General features: G+C 68.0%; 9 protein-coding genes and 2 pseudogenes. 5 read left to right on the plus strand and 6 right to left on the minus strand.

What is annotated here, in order from left to right; all coding sequences use genetic code 11:
- Nucleotides 1-14: 14 nt before the first annotated feature.
- Nucleotides 15-1,235 (minus strand): ISL3 family transposase, encoded by a 1,221-nt coding sequence (locus tag J3486_RS15010; protein WP_229378070.1) that lies wholly within the window; start codon nt 1,233-1,235, stop codon nt 15-17.
- A gap of 314 nt (nt 1,236-1,549) precedes the next feature.
- Between J3486_RS15010 and J3486_RS15015 the strand changes: the two are divergent.
- A pseudogene (locus J3486_RS15015) lies at nt 1,550-2,385 on the plus strand (IS5 family transposase).
- 51 nt (nt 2,386-2,436) lie between these two features.
- On the opposite strand, the gene J3486_RS15020 reads toward J3486_RS15015, so the two are convergent.
- Nucleotides 2,437-3,204, minus strand: a complete 768-nt coding sequence (locus J3486_RS15020; protein WP_207820820.1) for a transposase — start codon at nt 3,202-3,204, stop codon at nt 2,437-2,439.
- A 73-nt stretch (nt 3,205-3,277) separates the two neighbouring features.
- On the opposite strand from J3486_RS15020, the gene J3486_RS15025 reads away from it, so the two are divergent.
- Nucleotides 3,278-3,661: a hypothetical protein gene (locus tag J3486_RS15025; RefSeq protein WP_207820821.1), complete on the plus strand. Its 384-nt coding sequence runs from the start codon at nt 3,278-3,280 to the stop codon at nt 3,659-3,661.
- Between the two features lie 117 nt (nt 3,662-3,778).
- On the opposite strand, the gene J3486_RS15030 is transcribed toward J3486_RS15025, so the two are convergent.
- The 4 genes from J3486_RS15030 to J3486_RS15045 form a co-directional block, all read right to left on the minus strand.
- Nucleotides 3,779-4,297, minus strand: a complete 519-nt coding sequence (locus J3486_RS15030; RefSeq protein WP_207820822.1) for a DUF2716 domain-containing protein — start codon at nt 4,295-4,297, stop codon at nt 3,779-3,781.
- Between the two features lie 195 nt (nt 4,298-4,492).
- Entirely contained in the window at nt 4,493-6,502 is a 2,010-nt protein-coding gene (locus J3486_RS15035; RefSeq protein ID WP_207820823.1) for a serine/threonine-protein kinase, read from the minus strand.
- A gap of 336 nt (nt 6,503-6,838) precedes the next feature.
- Complete coding sequence (locus J3486_RS15040) at nt 6,839-7,240, minus strand: SMI1/KNR4 family protein (protein WP_207818784.1); 402 nt, start codon at nt 7,238-7,240, stop codon at nt 6,839-6,841.
- Nucleotides 7,197-7,715 (minus strand): transposase, encoded by a 519-nt coding sequence (locus J3486_RS15045; RefSeq protein WP_207821234.1) that lies wholly within the window; start codon nt 7,713-7,715, stop codon nt 7,197-7,199. The genes J3486_RS15040 and J3486_RS15045 overlap by 44 nt, the downstream gene beginning before the upstream one ends.
- Between J3486_RS15045 and J3486_RS15050 the strand changes: the two are divergent.
- From J3486_RS15050 to J3486_RS15060, 3 genes and pseudogenes are all read left to right on the plus strand, one after another.
- Nucleotides 7,671-8,150, plus strand: a pseudogene (locus J3486_RS15050) (winged helix-turn-helix domain-containing protein); the annotation flags it as partial. The gene J3486_RS15045 and the pseudogene J3486_RS15050 overlap by 45 nt on opposite strands.
- Before the next feature lie 230 nt (nt 8,151-8,380).
- Nucleotides 8,381-8,641, plus strand: coding sequence for a recombinase family protein (locus tag J3486_RS15055; RefSeq protein WP_229378071.1), 261 nt, complete (start codon nt 8,381-8,383; stop codon nt 8,639-8,641).
- Between the two features lie 785 nt (nt 8,642-9,426).
- Nucleotides 9,427-16,647 carry a polymorphic toxin-type HINT domain-containing protein gene (locus J3486_RS15060; RefSeq protein ID WP_207820824.1) on the plus strand — a complete coding sequence of 2,407 codons (7,221 nt, stop codon included), beginning with the start codon at nt 9,427-9,429 and terminating at the stop codon, nt 16,645-16,647.
- The last annotated feature ends 460 nt before the right edge of the window (nt 16,648-17,107 follow it).

The following is a 17,107-nucleotide window of genomic DNA, read 5'->3' on the forward strand; positions in this document are numbered from 1 at the left end:
GGTGAGCCAGCCGGTCACCTGCCGCACCGTCGGCGCCCGCGGTGGTGCAGTGGGTATGGTCGCACGCAAGGTGGCGATGTGGGCGCGGACCATGCCGTAGGTGACGGGAGCCTGCTCGGTGACCAGCTCGCGGTGGAGTTGGGTGACGCTGGTACATCCTCTGAGAGTCTCTGTTCGAGGTAGGGCTTGTAGGGGTCGAGCCTGCTGGGCCGAGGCCGGTTTCCGCGGAGAGTGTCCTGCCAGCGTGCGGCGCTCGCGTACCGAAGGACAGTGTTGAGGCCCCAGCCCAGGTGCCGGGCGATAGCCCGGCGCGAGTGGCCCTGGGCGAGCATCTCGTGGACCAGGGCGTGGGCTGCCTTCTTGCGCTCCGCCCGTCGGCCAACGGGGTCTGCGTCGTTCCGCGGCGGCTCGGCAGCCGGTGGGGTGTTCGGAGTCAACAGGCTGTAAGGGGGCGAGGCGCGCAGGCAGTCGCGGTGGGCGGCGACACAGGCTTCCACAGCGCGGCCAAGGCCCTGCCACAGGTGAAAGCGGTCGGCGACTTGCTGAGCGTCGGGGGCACCGCGTCGGGCGCCCTCGGCGTAGGCGCCCGCCCGGTCCCGGCAGATGATCTCCACGCCGGGGTGGCGGATTAGCCAGGCGGCCAGTGGCTCGGCTTCACGGGTCGGGAGCACATCGACCACGCGATGGTCTTCGACGCTGGTCAAGACGGTGGCGTAGGTCTGGCCGCGGCGGATCGCGAAGTCGTCCACGCCCAGCACGCGCGGTGTGCTGAACTGCGGATCAGGCAGTGCCATGACCCTGCGTAACAAGGTCATCCGTCCCGCGCCGAAGCCCAGCTGGGCAGCCAGCCGAGCTCCGGCGCGCCCGGCCAGCGCGAGCCCCACTCGCGCCAAGGCGTGGTTGAGCCGCATGGTGAACCGTGCGTGCGGGGCAGCCAGCCGGGAGAACGGCTCGGCGAACGTCCGACGAGGGCAGTCCACCGACCCACAGATGAAGCGCCGGACCGTCAGCCGGATCATTAAGCCCTGCTCAGCGAGCGGAAGGTCTTTCAGTCTGCGCTGGTAACGGTCGTGGACCCGGTCCGCGAAGCGGCCGCAATCTGGACACACAGAACCGGTAGCGCGGCCTCTCGCCACCACCTCGATCGTGCCGAACGCGGCCGTAACCGCCTCGACATCCACATCGTCGACTCCCTCGAACACCAGCGAGTCCCAGAACGCAGCATCGCTCTCCATGACCAGCACCATCACCGGCCACAACCGCCCGCAGCTGCGGGCGGCAGGGACCTGAGGGAGCGTCAATTCTGACCGCTGGGCGACAAGGCGTACGCGGTCTCGTGCGAACCCGTCTCCTCGCAATCGAACAACGGGGTAGCGCTCCGCGACGACTCCCCAAGATCTGTGCCAGAACCCAAGAATCACTGACACTGATCATGAAGATCCGGCGTCACTGACTCCCGGAATCACCTCGAAACGACATCCCCGGAAAGTGACACAGCCATCAGCCCCGGTGGCCGTGCCTCGTAGGCGAGTTGGGCGTTGTCCGGACCGTGGCGACTTCACCGTGGATCGTGCCGGATGACCTGTGGGAGCGGATCGAACCGCTGCTGCCCAAGAAGGAACGGCGGTTCCGCTACCCCGGCCGACGTCCGGTCCCGGACCGCCAGGTCCTGTGCGGGATTCTGTACGTCCTGCACACCGACATCCAGTGGGAACACCTCCCCAAGGAGCTCGGCTTCGGCTCCGGGATGACGTGCTGGCGCCGACTGCGGGACTGAAACCAGGCCGGCGTCTGGCAGCGGCTCCACGAGACGTTGTTGGCCGAGCTCAACGCGGCCGCCCGGCTCGACTGGTCCCGCTGCGTGGTCGACTCCTCGCACGTCAGGGCGCTAAAAGGGGGCTCCACACGGGCCCGTCGCCGGTCGACCGGGGCCGGGCAGGCTCCAAGCACCACGTGATCACGGATGGCCACGGGACCCCGCTGGCGGTCCTCCTCACCGGCGGCAACCGCAACGACGTCACCCAGCTCATGCCGCTGCTGGACGCCATCCCGCCCGTCCGCGGCCGGGTCGGGCATCCTCGACGCAAGCCGGACTCTCTCTTCGCAGACCGCGGCTACGACCACGACATCTACCGCGACCAAGTCCGAGCCCGCGGCATCGTCCCCGTAATCGCACGCCGAAACACCCGCCACGGCACCGGACTTGGCGTTTACCGCTGGGTGGTAGAGCGGACCTTCGCCTGGCTCCACGGCTTCCGACGACTCCGCGTTCGCTGGGAACGTCGAGCCGACATTCACGAAGCCTTCCTCAAACTGGCCTGCTGCCTCATCACCCACCGGCAAATCAGGTCACTGTGTGAGCCGCCACTAAGGCTTGTCCCGTAACTGATCTTGGACCTGGTGAGGGCAAGGCCGGTGGTGGTGCCGCCCGTTGACCTATCCGGCGAGGGCAAGGTTGTGCAGGCGCGCGATGCCGAGGATGGCGTGGTGGACGCCGTCGCCTTTGAGGCGGCAATCGCGCAGGATCTTCCAGCTCTTCATTCGGGCGAAGGTGTGCTCGACGCGGGCCCTGACCTGTTTGTGTGAGCGATTGTGCTCCTCCTTCCAACCTGGGAGTTCTTCGCCTTTGCGGCGGCGGTGCGGGATGACCAGCCCGGTGCCCTGATAGCCGCCGTCGGCGATGGTCATCGTCTTGCCGACGGCTTCCTTGGCGCCGGATTCCTCCCAGCCGCGGGAGTCGTGCCGGTTGCCCGGCAGGGGCCGGCCGACCACGACGACCAGGCGGGTGTCGGCGTCGATGACCACCTGATGGGCCGTGGAATAGCGGTAGTTCTTCGATTGCTTGGCGATCGTATGGTCGCGGGTGGGCACCAGGGTTCCGTCGACGATGAGCACAGTGTCCTTGCGGAACCGCTTCCTTGGCTGGAGCGCGAGCAGCGGCCCGAGATGGTCGATGATCCGGTCCGCTGCCGACTTCGAGATGCCGAACAGCGGGGCGATCTGGCGCATCGTCAAGTTCGTCCGCCAGTCGGCCGCGACCAGCAGAATGCGGTCCTCGAGCGGGAGTCCCCAGGGGCGTCCACGCTGGAGTTCGGCCGAGGTCTCGCGCCGTACGGCGGTCACCAACTTGCCGAAGCAGCGCGGGCTCAGCCCGGTGAAGGGGCCTATCCAGGACGGCTCCGATGCCGTGATCACACCAGCCACAGCAAGATCATCCCAGTTGCCGATGCTGGCTCATGTACTCGATCCTGTGTGCTCGGCAAGCGAGGGAGGGCACATGGGGCTAGTTCTATTTCCGGGCGACGGAGACAACAACAGTCCGGATATCTCCTGGTCCTACAGTGGCTTTGCCGCGTTCCGGCGGCACCTGGCCGAGGCCGAGGGCTTCACCCTCTCCGACATGTGGGGCTTCGGAGGCGAGCGTCCGTGGACCGAGGTGTCCACCACTTTGCAGCCCCTCCTCGATCATCCGGACGACGGCGGTGACGACCTCTCGCCTGCCGAGTGCGCGTCGATCCTGGTCCGGCTGGAGGCGATCGCTGACCAGTGGGCACGAGAAGGCAGCGGGCAGATCCTCCAGCGGCACATCGAGGACGCCCGGCAACTGGCTGGCGTCCTGCGCCTCTGCATCGAGAAGGACGTTCCGCTTCTCTTCCTCTGAACCTCACGGACCACGGGACCCACTTACGGGACAGCCTTTAAAGAGGAGCATGTATGGGCGTGCATCCTTCTCCCTCCTGCGAGCGCGGATTCTGACGCATTACGGATAAAAACGACGTCACGTTACAGGCAAACTGCGACCAGCACGTCGCAGCGGCGGTCCCAAGACGTCTTCGACCTCGGCGGCCACCGTATCCAGCAACTCCTGGCCGAACAGACACACCGACGACTCCCAGGGGTGCCCGAAGCTGCCCAGCCGGAAGTCCCCCGAGAGGTAGATGTAGTAATCGCCGTCGGGGTAGGGGCTCAGCGGCCATGGTTCCTGTCCATGCCCGCCGACGCGATGCGGAGCAAAGGAGTAAGAGATGTGCTGCCAGTCGAGCGCGAACAGCCTGGCCTCCGGCTCGACGCACGCAGTCAGCCCGTGCTCGACAACCGCGACAAAGCGGTCTAGACGCGTATAGCTTGGATCCTCGTCCAGTGACGTCAGACTCCATGTGACGGAGTCAGCTGGCTCCTTGATGGCAGGCCACTTGGCCGGGTTCACGCTCGGACTGAATGCGAACTCCCTGTAGAAGCGGTCCCAAACGCTTCGGTACTCGGCTTCCGATAGTTCGGTTACAGGATCGCTCGTCATCCGCACAGACTATCGAGCCAGCCCAGTGTGCTCCCTTCGACGCGTACCCATCACGAGATCGCTGACAGAACCTTGAATTTCCCCACCCACTGCTCACGGGTTCCCCAGGCCTGCTCACTTGGTTCCCCACTCCGGGCGCACCGATCCGCGGATGGGCGCCACTCGGCAGGGCGACCTCAAGGGCTGACCGCAGGCCTAGGTAGGCGCCGCTGCTGAGAGGGCGAGCAGGCCGCTGCGTTCGGTGCCGACATAGACCACGCCGTCCGCGACGACGGGTGTGGAGGCGGTGCCGGTGTCGTGCAGCCGCCAGCGGACCGCACCGGTGCTGGCGTCGACCGCGCAGACCATGGTGTCCGAGGAGACCGCCAGTGCTCCGCCGCCCAGTTCCGACAGGTCGGGATGTTTACCCAAGTCCGCGCTCCAGCGTTTCCGCCCGGTGATCGCATCGAGCCCCTGGACTCTGTCGTCGGCGTAGATGCACAGGGTGCGGCCCGCGATGGCGATGTCGAAGACGTTGAAGTCGCTCCGCGCGATGGTCTTGCGCAGGGTTCCGTCGGCCGGGGACAGGAGGGACAGACCTCCGAAATGGCTTACATACAACGTGCCGTCTGACATGGCCAGGTCCCGGGGTGCCTCCACCTCGGTCCGCCACACCCGTTTCCCTGTCGCGGCGTCGACCCGGTCCACTCCCGTCCCGCTGTAGACGAAGAGCGCATCCCCGGACAACAAGCAGCTGACTATGTCGGGGTGGGGCAGGTCCAGCGCGTACGACCACCGTGCGGAGCCATCAGCCGGGTCGAGGGCATGCACTGGCTCACCCGGCAGATACACGAGGTCCGGTCCTGAGATCACCCCGGAGCCCGATTCCGTGGCCAGCGCGACGGACCAACGGGTGTCGCCGGAGCGGGAGTTCAGCGCCGTCAGTCGCTTGCCGCCGGCGTGGTACAGAGTGTCGTTCCCGAGCACCGGCCCGTACACCCCGCCGTTCAGGGAGCGGTGCCAACGCTGTGAACCGGTACGGATGTCGAGCGCCACGAGCCCGTCTTCCTTGCTGATCGCGTACACCGTGTCCCGGGTCACCAGCGGGGTGAAGGCAAGCCCTTTCATGGCATGCCGCCAAAGGATCTTGGGAGCGGGCCCTGACGGGCTGTTCTGGTTGATCAGCCAGGCCGCAGTGCCGGCGGCGGCCGCGGCGGCTCCCAGGCCGAGTACACCGCGCCGGATGAACTGCCGCTGCTGGCCGATTGGGGCGGGCGCGGTGCCGGGGGCGGCGGACGTGCGCTTGGTCCTGGGCGCGGGTTCGTCCGCCACGGTGGGCGCATGCGGCCCCGGCACACCGGCCCGGCGGGTGCGTGCCCGCGTGGTGACCTCATGGGTACGCCGGCCGATGACGTCGAGCAGGGTCGGCGGCATCCAGGACCCGCCGCTTGCTCTGCCGGGGGCGGCCAGGGCGGCGAACTCGGCCAAGGCGGGCCGGTGCGCCGGCTCCCGGGCCAAAGCGCGGCGGAGCAGGGCGGCGAGCGTCACGTCGGCGACGCCGGAAAGATCGGGATCGACCGCCACGGGCCTGGCCATCACAGCCGCGGCGGGCCCGGTCCCGTACGCATGGCGTCCCTGGGCTGCGAAGGCGAGCAGTGCGCCGAGGGCGAACACGTCGGCGGCGGGCCCCGCCGCGCCGCCCAGCAGCACCTCGGGCGCGATGTAGCCGGGGGTGCCAGGGGTCTGGCCGGTGCGGGTGATGGCGCTCTCGTCCGCGGCCAGAGCGATGCCGAAGTCGATCAGGCGGGCACCGTCGGCGCCGAGGATCACATTGGACGGTTTCAGATCGCGATGGATCAGGCCCGTCGCGTGGACGGCCGTCAGTGCCTGGGCCAGTTGCTCGGCGAGGGCCCGGCAGGCCTCGGCGGGCAGTTCGCCGTGCTGGGCTATCGCTTCGCTCAGCGTGGGCCCCGGAACGAACTCCGCGGCCAACCACGGTGTTTCGGCATCCGGGTCGGCACCGGTCACCGAGGCGACGCCGGGCCCGTGGACCCGCGCGGCAAGCCGGACCTCCCGGGCGAAGCGCCGCCGAAACTCAGGGTCGTGCGCGCGCTCGGGATGCACCACCTTCAGGGCTACTAGCGCGCCCCGCCGGTCCTCGGCCAGATAGACCCGGCCCATGCCGCCCTGCCCGAGCCGCGCCAACAGCCGGTAACCCCCCAACACCCGAGGATCCTGATCAGTAAGTGACCGCACGCCCAACCCCCCATAGCCATCCGCCCACGCTAGGCCCGGGAAAGTCTGCACTCCGCCCAGAACTCGGGAAAGACTGCGCGCCGTGCTGAGCCCGGGAAACGGTGGCGTGTGGCCCCGGCCATCGTTGCCCACGGCAACCGAGCGGGGAACGAAGAGCATCACTGGCCGATTTCACGGATCGTCATCAGGCCATGCGGCGTTCCTAAAACTCGCCGACATTTCTGCGGCTGAGCCCGTCAAGCGTTCCCGGAACTCACCATCACACGTTGCTGCTTCCCGGATCAGGCACACATTCCGTGAGGACGATCAAGGTGCGGGGTCGTCCCACTTCCACCCTGTCTGGGGGAACTCTTCGAGGAAGGCTGTCAGGGAGGACGCCTGGTGGATGGCGGATGACCAGTCTTGTGCGGATACGTCGAGCAGGACCAGAGGCGGCGGGTCATGTCGGAAGTCGTAGGTGAGCATCTCGCGACTTCCGTCGCCACCGATGACGAGGCTTCCAGGGAATCGCTCCTGGAACTCGCCGGCCTCGTTGACCTCGACGAGCTCCGCAGCCTCATTGATCATCAGGTAGTCGTCGGCCGGGAGGACGAACTGACTCATGCTGCCCTGTGTGGCCAGGAAGTGCCGGTAGTCCGGGGGAAACTGGATTCCGAAGTGCTGCTCAGCCTGCCTGATCGGGCTGATCGGGTCCTCGTTCGAGCTCATGACGCTGTTCTATCAAGGCAGCGTCCTGCCGAGCAGAACGCCCCTGAGCGGCGGTGAGGAGTACCCGCTTGCGGAGGAGGGGAAGTTTTGCCCGGCCGAACATTTGCCTCTTGATCATTTTGATGTGGTTGACGCGGCCTTCGACGGGGCCGGAGTTCCAGCGCGTGGTCAGGCCCTGGAGCACGGCGTCCCAGCCCTTCTCCAGGCCGTGCGCGAAGGCATGGAGTGAGGGGAGATCCTTGGCCTGGGCGGCGATGACCCAGTCCTTGAGATGCTGGCCAGAGCGGGTGGTGAGGATCTCGGTGAAGGACCGGACAAGCTGTTCAGCCGCGGCGAGCTCGGGGCAGCGGCCGAGAATGCCGGCTACTGAGCTTGAACTCGGGTTGTCGTAGCTGCTGACAGGGCTTGGTCGTGGCGGTACGCCGTTGTCATGAGGTACGCGCAGGGTGGAGGTCTGTCGGACGAGCGTCGGCAGTTCCGCGAGGGGATCCGGATGAAGGCGGCCGAGGGGTTCGCCAGGGGCGAGCCCAGCTTGGTGATCGCGAAGGAGTTGCGGGTCACCGTCCGGTCGGTGCAGCGGTGGCGCAGGTCCTGGGACAAGGGCGGCCCGCGCGCTCTGCGGTCGGCCGGGTCGGCGTCGCCGCCGAGGTTGAGCGAGGCCCAGTTCGTGAAGTCGGAGGCGGAGTTGGCCAGGGGGCCGGTCGCGCACGGCTGGCCGGATCAGCGATGGACGCTCTCCCGGGTCAAGACCGTGATCGGCCGTCGGTTCCACAAGAGCTACACCCTGCAAGGAGTGCGCAAGCTGCTGATCCGGCACGGCTTCTCCTGCCAGGTGCCGGCCAGACGCGCCGTCGAGCGCGACGAGGCGCAGATCACCGGCTGGGTGAAGGAGACCTGGCCGCAGGTGGAACCTCGTACAGGCCCGAAACCGGCTCGACTCAGTCATCGTCGGAGCCTCCGCCACCATGCACGCAGGCGCCCCCTGCCCGCGAGGCGCCGACGCATAGCCCTGCCCAACCCCCTGTTGGAAAAGGATCGAATGACGACAGGGGCAGCGGTCGTCCAACGAACCCAGCGATCCCGGGACCTGACGGCGGCTCCGATCCAACGAGATCCGATGACGGCTGACGACAGGGTTAGATGACACCCGAGGTCCGGTGCGGCGGCAAAAGCGGGGAGGACCTGGATACCTCCAGCTGTCTCCACCCGCTCCAGCGGCCGAAATTCCGCGAGCTGCTCACCTACGCGCGGCCCGGCGACACCGTGCACATCTCCGAGATGTTCCGCCTCGTACGCGGCGACCAGCACGTCCTCGAAATCCTGCACCGCGACCAGCTGGCCCTGCGCATTCACGACGGCGCGTTCTCCGCCATGGACCTCACCGCCCGCAGTCCGTCGTAGGTCAGCTCGCGCTGGAGTTCGCCGGCTGCGGCGAGGGCATGCACCATGAACTTCACGGTGGACAGCAGCCTCACTACGGAAGAGCTACACCCATCGTCGAACAGGGGCCCACCGGCCGCCTGCTGACCGGCCCGGCCGTGGAGTACACACGCCGGCTCCGGGCAGCGGTGCCCGGCCCCGGCTGGCGTCCGTCCCGGCGCGGCCTACTGGCATGACCCGGCTCGTCTTCGAAGACCACCAGGCCCCGGCGCCTGAGCTGGAGCTGCCCTCTCCCGGTGAGTCTTCCGCAACCAGGCCGAACCCCTCGGGGAAGCCTTCCAGGAACTCGCTTCGCCTGTCATTCAACAGGCGGGTACCAGAGCGCAGCCAGCTCACCACAGGCCACTGACATCACCACTGGTGAGCTCTCCACAACAAGCGGGGCCGGAGCCCTTGTTCCGGCCCCCCTTCGGGTCCGGGCGCATCCCAGGGATAGCGCTGTGTGCCACCGCGGCATTCGGGATGTTGTGAGACGCCCGGGACGACCGGGGGACCTCGCGTGCGCCCTATCGTGCGCAGGCCGTCCACTCGTCGGTCACGGCCCCGACCGAGTCGTCGTCCGGGCGAGATCTACCGCCTGACCTGGACCGACCTGGCCCGACGGCCCCTTCCCTGACCACACGTTGAAAGGCTCAGCCTCTTCATGCCCAAGAAGATCACCGCGCGCTTCGCTGGCGTGGCCGCCACGACCGCACCGGCCGCCCTCGGCCTGCCGGGGGCGGCCCTCGAAGGGATCAGGAGTTGACATGAGGGCACCTCTTGCCCGTCCGCCTCTGTGGTTCAGACGCAGAGGAAGATCCCTGTCCGTCGTGATACCGGCGCTGCTCGCGGTGCTGATATCCCTGGTCACGGTCCCCGAGGCACAGGCCGGGGGCCGCGGCCCGTTCCCGAAGGTGTGGACGCCGCCCAACACCCCGCTCCCGAAGACCAAGTCCGTCGAGGGGAAGACGGACCCGGGTGAGCTCGGCGCTGCCAAGACCGGTCGCAGGACCGGCCCCAAGACCGTCAGCGGGCCACGGAAGGCGACCCCGCCGGTGCCGACCGGCTCCGCCACCGTGACCCTGCCCGCCTCCGACGACGACACCGGCCAGGGTCCGTCCACGGGCAGTCCGCACCGCAAGGGGCAGGGCGCCCGGCCGCACGCGGTCAAGGCCGGCAAGCTCCCCGTCTCCGTGGCCGACCTCGGTGTTCCACGCCGAGGCTTGAAAGCCAAGGCCCCTCCAAAGGCGAAGGGTCCCGCCTCGGTACGCGTAAACGTGCACAGCGTCGAGAAGTCCCGGGCGGCGGGCGCCTTCGGCAACCTGATCACGGTGGCCGGCGCCTCCCCCGCGACCGACGCGGGGCGTTCCGTACGCGTCAAGCTCGATATGAAGACGCTCCAGGGCCGCGGTTCCTGGCGTGACCGCGCACGCCTGGTCTGGATGCCGGCCTGTGCACTGACCACTCCGGCCAAGGCCACGTGCCGCACCCGCGTTCCGGTCGCGTCGACGGTCGACCCGCGCACCGGTGTCCTGACCGCGGACGTGACGCTCGGTGCTGCCGCGGCCGACAGCGCGACCGGCGGAGCCCGTACGCAGTCCCGCGCGGACGCACCGGCGGCTGCCGACGCCGTGGTCCTCACGGCCGAACCCACCACCTCCGGATCCGGCGGTTCCTTCGCCGCCACCCCGCTGTCGCCGTCCATGGCATGGAGTTCCGGCTCGAACGCCGGAAACTTCACGTACAGCTACACCTTCACCATGCCGAGCTCGCTCGGCGGCGCCGCGCCCAGCGTCATGCTCGGCTACGACTCCTCGTCCGTCGACGGCATGACCGCCGCCTCCAACGCGCAGTCCTCCTGGATCGGCGACGGCTGGGGCTACAGCCCCGGCTCGATCTCGCGCAGCTACAAGCCGTGTCTCACCAGCGGCATCGCCATGTCCGGCGACCTGTGCTGGGCCGGGCAGTCGCTCGACCTCAACCTGGCGGGCCACTCCGGCCGGCTGATCCTGGAAAAGCCGGGCAAGTACCGCCTCCAGGGCGACGACGGCACCATCGTCACGCCGCTGACCGGGCTCAACAACGACTCCTGGAACGGCGAGGGCTTCAAGGTCACCACGACCGACGGAACCCAGTACTACTTCGGCCAGAACCGCCTGCCGGGAGGTGACGGCACCGACTGGACCACCAACTCGGTGAACACCGTCCCCGTGTACCACCCGAAGGCCGGCGACCCCTGCTACAGCGCCTCCGCCGGCACCGGTTCCTGGTGCCAGATGGCCTGGCAGTGGAACCTCGACTACATCGTCGACCTGCACGGCAACCTGATCAGCTACAAGTACACGCGTGAGAACAACTGGTACGCGCGCGGCGGCGGCCAGAACAACGGCGTCGGCACGAACACGCTGTACCACCGTTCCTCGTACCCGCTCTCCGTCTCCTACGGCCAGCTCCTGTCGGACCAGATCGCCGCGGGCGGCAACGGCAAGGCCGCGGTGAAGATGAGCTTCACGGCCCTGGAACGCTGCCTGGAGACGACCGGCTGCGAGACCACGGACCGTACCCTCGCCCACCAGGACCGGTGGAAGGACACGCCACTGGACCAGGCATGCGCCGCCAGCGGCCCCTGCACCGTGTACGGCCCCACGTTCTGGACGAGCAAGCGCCTGTCGACGGTGAAGACCGAGGCGCTGGTGGGCACGTCCTACCGGACCGTCGACACATGGAAGCTCACCCACAAGTGGTCCGATCCCAAGGACGCCACGGACAGCTCCACGCTCTGGCTCGACTCGATCCAGCGCACGGGCTCCAACGGGCAGACGGCGATGGCGCTGCCGCCCGTCTCGTTCACCGAGGAGCAGAAGCCCAACCGCGTCGCGGAAGCCGACGTCACGGCCCCGCGGTTCAACCGGCCCCGCATGAAGGAGATCATTCTCGAAACCGGCGGGCGCGTGAACATCGCCTACCGGGACGAGGAGTGCTCCCGGGCGGCGGGCGGAACCATGCCGGCGTCACCCGAGACCAACAAGATGGCGTGCATGCCCGTCAAGTGGGTGAAGCCGGGTGACACGACCGGCACCCCTCAACTCGACTGGTTCAACAAGTACCTCGTCAGCTCCGTGACCCAGGAGTCGATGGTCACCACGGGCGTCGCGCGCACCACCGCGTACACGTACGGCGGCGGGGCGGCCTGGCACCGCAACGAGTCCGAGTTCGCCGACGAGGCCACCCGCACCTGGGACCAGTTCCGCGGGTACGCGAAGGTGACCACGACCACCGGCAACGGCACCGACGGGGCGCGGAGCAAGACCGTCGCCACCTTCCTGCGCGGCATGGGCGGCCAGGTGGCCGACACCTGGGGCGGCAGCATCTCCGACGAGGAGGAGTACGCCGGATTCGTCCGCGAGACGCAGACCTTCGCCTCGGAAGCCTCGAGCACCGTCGTGAGCGGGGAGCTGAGCACCCCCTGGCGCTCAGCGGCCAACGCCACGTACACGCCGTCCGTGGCCGGACTTCCCCCCGTCACCGCGCGGTTCGTCAGCACCGCGCAGGTACGGGAGCGGGCCAGGCTCGCCGACGGCAGCTGGCGTGAGACGAAGCGTCAGGTGACCTACGAGGAGGACAAGGACCTCGCGGGCCGCGTGAAGGAGGTCGACGTCTTCGGAGACGTCACCAAGCCCGAACAGCGGCAATGCACGAAGACCTTCTACGCCTCCTCATCCAAGGTCCCGGCCCTGCTGGAGCTCCCCTCCCGCGTCCTGACCCTGGCCGGTCCGTGCGGCGCCACGCCGACGGACGCCAACACGATCGCGGACACCCGCACGCTCTACGACGGCCAGCCCGTCGGCACGATCGGCGACCGGGGGCTCCAGACCTCCACCGAGGTCCTCGCCTCGTACAAGACGGACGGGACTCCCGTCTACCGCACCACCGCGCAGGCCACCTTCGACGCGTACGGGCGCCAGCTGACCACGGTCGACCCGCAGACCAAGGACGCGACGCACCCCCTCGGCGCGCAGACCAGGACGGCGTACACCCCGGCCACCGGCGCTCTGCCGACCTCGGTGACCGTCACCAACCCGCTGGGCTGGCAGGCGACCACGACGATGGACCCGGGCCGGGGGCTGCCCACCAGGGCCGTCGACGAGAACGGGTACTCCACGGACGAGTCCTACGACGCGCTCGGACGGCTCGTGGCGGTGTGGAAGCCGGGACGTGACAAGGCGACCCAGTCGCCGAACACGAAGTTCTCGTACGCGCTCAAGGACACGCGCGACAAGCCGGCCGCCATCACCACGCAGAACCTGCGCGAGGACGGCGACTACACCACCAGCATCCAGATCCACGACGGTTTCGGCCGCGTCCGGCAGACCCAGTCGATGCCGTCCTACGGGACGGTGGGGCGGCTGATCTCCGACGCGATCTTCGACACCCAGGGCCGCCAGGTCCAGACGACCCCGTCGTACTTCAACAATGACTCGGGGCCGACAGCGGACGTGTTCGTCCCCCAGGACGCGCAGATACCCGCGCAGACCTGGAACGAGTACGACGGGCTGGGCCGGGTCACCGCCAGCAAGTTCGTGTCGTACGGCCAGGAGCAGTGGCGTACCACGACGAGGTACGCGGGCGCCGACCTGATCGAGATCACCCCGCCGGCCGGTGGTTTCGCGACCGCGACCGTCAGCGATGCCCTGGGCCGGACCACCGAGGTCCGCCAGTACAAGTCGAACACGCCGACCGGCGAGTACGACTCCACCGTCCACTCCTACGACACCGCCGGCCGCGTCGTCCGGCGCAAGGACTCCTCAGGGAACGAGTGGCGCTCCACGTACGACCTGCTCGGGCAGCAGACCAGCAGCACCGACCCGGACGCGGGCACTTCCCGCACCACGTACGACGCGGGCGGCCGAGTCGCCACGACCAGCGACGCGCGCGACCGCTCCACCAGCTACACCTACGACCTGCTCGGCCGGCGCACAGCCGCGTACGACGGGACGAGTACCAGCGACGCGACCAAGAAGACGCTGGAGTGGACGTACGACTCCCTGAAGAGAGGCAAGCCCACCTCGGCCAGCCGCTTCTACAAGAACCAGGAGTACAAGAACACCGTCACGGGCTATGACAGCGGCTACCGGCCGACGGGCGCGAGTGTCGTGATCCCCGGTGACAGCAAGCTGGCGGGTACGTACACGACGTCGGTGGAGTACACGCCGGTGCTCGGCCTGCCGGAGCGGACGTACTTGCCCGCTGTCGACGCCGCCGGCCTGACAGAGGAGAAGGTCACCAACTCCTACGACAACGACGGCAACTTCATCGGCTCCAGCGGCAAGGCCAGCCTGGTCACCGACGTCCAGTACGACGCCTTCGGCCGCCCCACGCGCACCACCGTCGGCCCGTCCGGCCTCCAGGTGGTGAGCACCCAGATATACGACCCCGCCACCGGCCGTGCCGTCGAATCGACGGTGGACAAGCAGACCTCCCTCACCTCGCACGTCGACTACACCACCTACACGTACAACAAGGCGGGCTCTCTCACGTCCGCGCGCACGGTGCAGGACAACACCGCGATCGACACACAGTGCTTCCGGTACGACTACCTGAGCCGTCTCACCGCGGCCTGGACCGACAAGGGCACCACCACGACGACCTCCGGGCCGTCCACGGTGCTGGGCATCGGCGGCTGCACCAACCCGGCGGAGCCGACGGCCGCCCAGGCCGCCACGCGGATCGGCGGTCCGGCACCGTACTGGCAGTCGTACAGCTATGACCTGACCGGCAACCGCACCGGGCTGGTCCGGCACGACGTCACAGGAGCGACGGCCAAGGACCAGACGGTCGGCCAGACCTTCGCGAAGACCGCCAACACCGAGACGACCGACCCGGCCACGGGCGGCGGTACGGGGGGCCCGCACGCCCTGCTGACCTCGTCCACCGTGGTCGGTGGCGAAGAGGTGGGCAAGGCGGCGTACCAGTACGACGCCGCGGGCAACACGACCGCCGTCACGAGCGGCGGCGGCACCAAGCAGCTCGCCTGGAACTCCGAAGGCAAGATCGAGAAGATCACGGACACCGCCGCGGCGGGGCCGACGGAGTACGTGTACGGGGCGGACGGCGCGCAGCTGCTCCGCATCGCGCCCGGGAAGACGACCCTGTTCGTCGGACCGGACGAGATCACCCTGGACACCGCGACCGACAAGGTGACCGACACCCGCACGTACGCGGCGCCCGGTGGTCTGTCCATCGCGCGGGTCACCACGACCGGTGTCGCGGGCAAGCTGTACTACCAGGCGTCCGATCCGCACGGCACCAGCGGTCTGCAGTTCGACGCCGCGACGCTGACCAGCGTCCGCCGTCCCACCGACCCCTTCGGCAACGCACGCGGCACCCAGCCGGGTGCGGGCGTCTGGGCGGGCGGACGCGGCTTCGTCGGCGGCACGATCGAGGGCACCGGCTTCACCACGCTGGGGGCGAGACAGTACGACCCGGCCACCGGCCGCTTCCTGTCGGTGGACCCGCTGTTCATGGAGGGCGACCCGCAGTCCTGGAACGGGTACGCGTACGCCAACAACAACCCGGTGGACGGCTCGGACCCGACCGGCACCTGCGCGGTGTTCGAGGACGGGTCCTGCCGCAATCCGTCCTACCGGCCGCCGACACCGCCCGGCGGTACCGGTTCCGGCAAGCCGACGGGCGCCGGAACCACTCCTGCCACCCAGGTGGCCGCCGACAACAGCGCCGCCGCCCAGGCGGCCGCGGCCGAGGCACTGCGTCAGAAGCAGGCGGCGGACGAGGCCCTGGCCCGGGCGAAGCAGCAACGCGAAGAGCTGATGAGCAAGATCGTCGACGTCGTCGGCGAGCTGATCGGCTTCAACGACGCGCGTGACTGCTTCACCAAGGGCGACGTCATGGGCTGCGTCAACACGGCCCTGAACTTCGTGCCGTGGGGGAAGGTCTTCAAGGCCGTGAAGGTCGGCATCAAGGCCTTCAAGCTCTGGAAGGAGGGCGAGAAGGCCTACGACGCCATTCGCAGCGCACGAAAAACAGCGCAGGCGGCCGAGGAAGCGGTGGTGTCCACGCGCCGAGCGGCGGACGAGGCGGCGGCTGCGGAATCGGCGGCCCTTGAGGCGGAACAACGCGCGGCGCAAGAGACAAGTGCGTCAGCCGATGCGTGCCTCATCGGAAGCGGGAGCCCCCACAGCTTCCCGGCGGGAACGCCGGTCAAGCTGGCAGACGGGACCACGAAGCCGATCGAGCAGGTCAAGGAAGGAGACCAGGTCCTCGCGACGGACCCGCAGACGGACGTCACCCGCGCCGAGACGGTCGAGCGGCTCATCACCACCCCGGACGACGAGGACTTCACCGACCTCGTGGTGACGGCGAAGAACGGCACGCCGAGCACCCTCACCACGACGTGGCACCACCCGTTCTGGGACGCCACGTCGAAACGCTGGACGGACGCAAGCGCCCTGAAGCGGGGCCACAAGCTCCGCTCCGCGGACGGCACCCTGATCACGGTCACGAAGGTCCGCAACTACCACCGGTCGATGGTCACGTACGACCTCACGGTCAGCCGGCTGCACACGTACTACGTGCTGGCGGGGGCCACGCCGGTCCTCGTCCACAACTGCAATACGCTGTATCGAGCCGATACGCGCGGGCCTGACGAGATATTCGCCAATGGATTCAAACCCAAGGGTGACAACCTGGACCTTATACAACACGTCCTTCAATATAGGCCGGACAGTGGTTTCGTCGCAACGTCAAGGTCGCTAGCGGCTGCCCAGAGGTTCGCCAAAGATGCTGGCATGGAGGCTCATATCTATAAGATCCGAGGTAGCGGTATCGACGTAAACGCTACCCTTGGTCCCACCTCGCCTCACCCCCACGAAAAGGAGATAGCAGTGCCTGGAATAATCCATCCGCACGATATCGAAGGCGTCTGGAACCCGCTTGGACAATGGATTCCGAATCCGATGTTTCGCCCATGATGTGGACTGAAGTCGAGATGCCGGTGGCTGACAGGGGCGAGGTCCAGCCCATCCAAGTGCGCTTTGCTACGGACGACACCTGCATCGTGGAGGTGGATTTCGGATCCGGAAAGATTATCTCCGGAGATGAATCCGACCTTCCGTCGTCTATGCCGCGTCAGGCGACAATGGGGCGTCGGGCGTATGTACTGGAGATTCCCCGGAGTGCAGATCGCCCATCGGTTGTCGATTCTTCGATCCGGCAAAGGAGAAGGGAGTCTGCACGGTTGATGAGCAGCTGGCCTGGCATTTGCAACGGCTGGAATCCGGTGGAGTTTAGGCTGATATCGTTCAGTTGAGACGCCTCGGAAATAGGTGAAGCCCCGCCAGAAACAGTTCTGGCGGGGCTTCTGTGAGTCTTGACGGCAGTCAGCCCTTTCCAGCCTCGGTTCGCCGTCGCCGGGTAGCTGGGCTCCGGCGC

It is taken from the genome of Streptomyces sp. VRA16 Mangrove soil (assembly GCF_017377775.1).
Classification (GTDB): domain Bacteria; phylum Actinomycetota; class Actinomycetes; order Streptomycetales; family Streptomycetaceae; genus Streptomyces.